Consider the following 3,628-nt stretch of genomic DNA (forward strand, 5'->3'; position numbering starts at 1 on the left):
TATAATATTGTGAAATAATCTTTTCTGATTACAACATTCAGAAACTATATTAGTGCAATATAACACCCCTTTTGGGGGCTGGGGGGGGCTTCAAAAGGATTTCCACAGCTATCCCTAACCCAAAATGTTGTTAATAATAGAATTTAGTCAAAATATTGATAATTAATTCAAAAAAATAATTTTAATATTTCAAAAAGTTTTCCAATGAAAAATAAAAACAATATTTTTGTTTCAAAAAATAAAATTAAAAATGGAAAAAATAGTTTTGCACAAATCCGATTCAAGGGGGCATGCTGATCATGGCTGGCTCAATGCTTATCATAGTTTTAGTTTTGCCAATTGGTATAATCCAGAGCGTATTCATTTTGGAATGTTGCGGGTTTTGAATGACGATACCGTGGCAGCAGGCATGGGTTTTGGTACACATCCACACGACAATATGGAAATCATCACTATTCCGCTTGAAGGTGATTTGGCACACAAAGACAGCATGGGCAATGCATCCACCATTTGCCAAGGCGATGTGCAAGTAATGAGTGCAGGAACCGGCATACAACATAGTGAGTTCAACCCAAATGCTGATCGACATACAAAACTTTTTCAAATTTGGATTTTTCCAAAATTTCAAAATGTAACTCCTCGTTACCAACAAATTACGCTTGATGTTTCAAAAAAACACAATAATTTTTATCAAATTTTGTCGCCCAATCCTTCAGATGAAGGGGTGTGGATACATCAAGATGCTTGGTTTCATTTGTCGGAATTTGAAGCAGGTTTTTCTTCAGAATATCATTTAAAATTACCAGAAAATGGGGTGTATGTTATGGTAATTTCTGGTCAAATTCAAGTTAATTCCCATGTACTGCACCAGCGTGATGCTTTGGGAATATGGGATGTAGCTTCTTTTTATGTCAAAGCCCTCGAATCTTCAGCATTTTTATTAATTGAAGTACCTATGTAATTTAATAAACTTTTTTATATCTTTTAATGTAATTATTACAAAAAAAAACAGTCTAAAAAAATATTATTTTTCAGACTGTTTTTTTAAGCATACAATTTATAGGGATGTTATTTTTGTTTTGGTTTACAAACTAATAAACTCGAACTATTGATAATTTCTGTTTTGTTGAGTTTCATTTTTCTAAAATGCCCCTCGGCATACATTTTAGCTTGGTCGTTATAATGCTCGCTCATTGGATTTCCAGATTGGCCTGTTGGTAAAATGCTCCAAGAATTTTCAATGTCCGAAAAGTCGATCACTCTTCTTGTTGATGGTCCGGCAGTAATATTGTATTCGCCATTTTCTGTATAAGAAAATATTTGATTATTAATAACTTCATTGCCACCGCTCATGGCAAATTTACCAACATTAAAAATGTTTTTCAAAACGGCTACTTTCCCCATAGCATGTTGATGCTCTAGTGTATGTACGTTTTTCCACTTCCAATTTTCCATATTGGTTCCTAATTGTTTTTCTAACAATTGGATGCTTTCAATAAACGATTTGTTTATAATCTCCGAAGCCGTTTCGGTTTTGTTTTTGGTTTTTGTATTGTCCCACCAAGGCGATTTCGGATTTTTTGGAATTGTAGCAATCACTTGTTTCATAATGTGAGTTCCCATAAAAAGATTGAATTTTTCAGGTCCTAATTCATCTTCAAAAGTGTTTTTCATGTATTGGTACACCCATTTGTTATATAGGGTAGGGGCAATGCTTTCTTTGTCGTGGTTGCCATCCCACTTTTGCAATATGTCCATTGCTTTTTGTACCATTTCTGATTGTGATTGTGTTGGGATTTTAGATAATAACAATTTGATATTGCCCGATGCTGTGGCTGATGTATTGTCTAAAATCATTTGGCTTACCTGTTTTTTGTTCCATTTTGTTTGATTGTTTAACAAGCTAGTAATGCGGCTGGCACGGTCTTTTGGCAAATAATAGCCAGGATACAGCTGCCCGTCTATGGCCTCGGGTTGGTTGTTTGCAGAATATACATAATGCCAACTTGGGTTCAATGCTTTTGGGTTTTTAGAAAAATCGAGGTAGGTTGAAATGTCGTCTTTGCCCGAGGCTCCATCTAAAATAAAATGAGAATCGACTCCTTTTTGATGTTGGTACAACTTGCCCGAAGTAGTCCATGAAATGTTTCCCGCAGCATCGCCATACATTACATTCAAACCAGGTGCCGCAATTAAGGCAACATGGTTTCTAAAATCGAGTACATTTTTTGCATGTCCTAGTTGGTACGTTGCTTCTAAAATTTGAATGGGTTGTTGGGTATATATCCAAGACATGGCAATGGGTTTTGATGATGATAACCCGTCTAAAAGGCCGTTCATTATTGGTCCATGCCTAGACGATTTAACGTTTAGAACCACATCTGAACTGTCTTTTACTTTAATAATTTTTTTGGTAATCGTCCAATTTTCAAATCCTGAAGGAGTTTGATATGTTGCTGCGTTTTTTGGATTTTCTGTTTCTTGATACAAATCAATATCGTCATTTTCAAACATGGTCAGTCCATAAGCATATTGCCTGTTGTGCCCCAAAAGCGGAAACGGTGTTCCGGCCAAATGGTAGCCATACATTTCGTAGTTTGGTGTTACCAAATGGGCCTCATACCACGTTGCGGGTTGTGAGAAACTAATGTGTGGATCGTTTGCAAATATAACCTGGTTATTTTGTGTTTTTTCTGGGGCAATAACCCAGCTATTACTACCAATAAAGGCTGGAACAGGAGAAGCGTCTAATAATATACTTAATGATTTTGAAATTTCAGAATATGCTTTAGTTTGGCCTTCAAAATTTTTCAATTGCACCTCATGAAAGGCGCCATCTAGGCCTAAATCTTTTAAGTAATTGACACCTAATTGGTTCCGAATATCGGTTAATAATGGATCTGTTTTTTGAGCCATGGCAAAACTAAATGACATGAATCCAAATATATTATAGATATCTTTCAATTCAAATTGTTGTTTTTTGATTCCCAATAGTTTAAATTCTATGGGAGTTTTACCATTTTCGAGGTATTGATTGATGCCATCTAAATAAGATTTTGCCAAAATAACACTTTCTGAATTTGGATTTAATTTTGCAATGGCTTTTGCAGAGGCCTCGTCTATGCCTATACCAGCAAAAAAACGATCGGTTTTAAGGGCTTTAGAACCAAATATTTCTGAGAGCCTGCCAGGTGCAATTCGTCTTAAAAGTTCCATTTGCCACAATCTGTCTTGTGCATGTACGTATCCTAATGCTAAAAAGGCATCTTTCTGGTTTTGGGCATAAATATGTGGCACACCAAATTCGTCAAAATAAACATCTGTTTTTTGAGTCAAATGTGCCAATTCCACATTGCCTTTGTAATCAGGGCTACTATATAAGGCCAGAGCTGCCAAACTCAATAATATAATGATGGTAAAAATACCCAAGCCAGCCAATATTTTTTTTATTATTTTCATTTTCAATAATGTTTAATAAACTATTTGTCAAATATAGTATTTTTTTTAAAACGAAGTTGAAAGTTTTGACAAATTACATGATGTCAAACGATGTAGTTGCCTTTTGTTTATTGATAAAGACAAATTTCTATATAATACCAAATATACCTATAAAATAGTCCAATCTACT

2 protein-coding genes are annotated in these 3,628 nt (G+C 34.8%); one reads left to right on the forward strand and one right to left on the reverse strand.

Features of this window, described 5'->3' with window-relative positions; all coding sequences use genetic code 11:
• The first annotated feature begins 250 nt into the window (after nucleotides 1-250).
• Nucleotides 251-961, forward strand: a complete 711-nt coding sequence (locus B0A58_RS05960; protein WP_089080277.1) for a pirin family protein — start codon at nucleotides 251-253, stop codon at nucleotides 959-961.
• 107 nt (nucleotides 962-1,068) lie between these two features.
• On the opposite strand, the gene B0A58_RS05965 is transcribed toward B0A58_RS05960, so the two are convergent.
• On the reverse strand, nucleotides 1,069-3,459 hold the full coding sequence (locus B0A58_RS05965) for a penicillin acylase family protein (RefSeq protein ID WP_089080278.1): 2,391 nt from the start codon (nucleotides 3,457-3,459) through the stop codon (nucleotides 1,069-1,071).
• Nucleotides 3,460-3,628 lie beyond the last annotated feature (169 nt).

Source organism: Flavobacterium branchiophilum NBRC 15030 = ATCC 35035, assembly GCF_002217205.1.
In the GTDB taxonomy this organism is placed as follows: Bacteria; Bacteroidota; Bacteroidia; order Flavobacteriales; family Flavobacteriaceae; genus Flavobacterium; species Flavobacterium branchiophilum.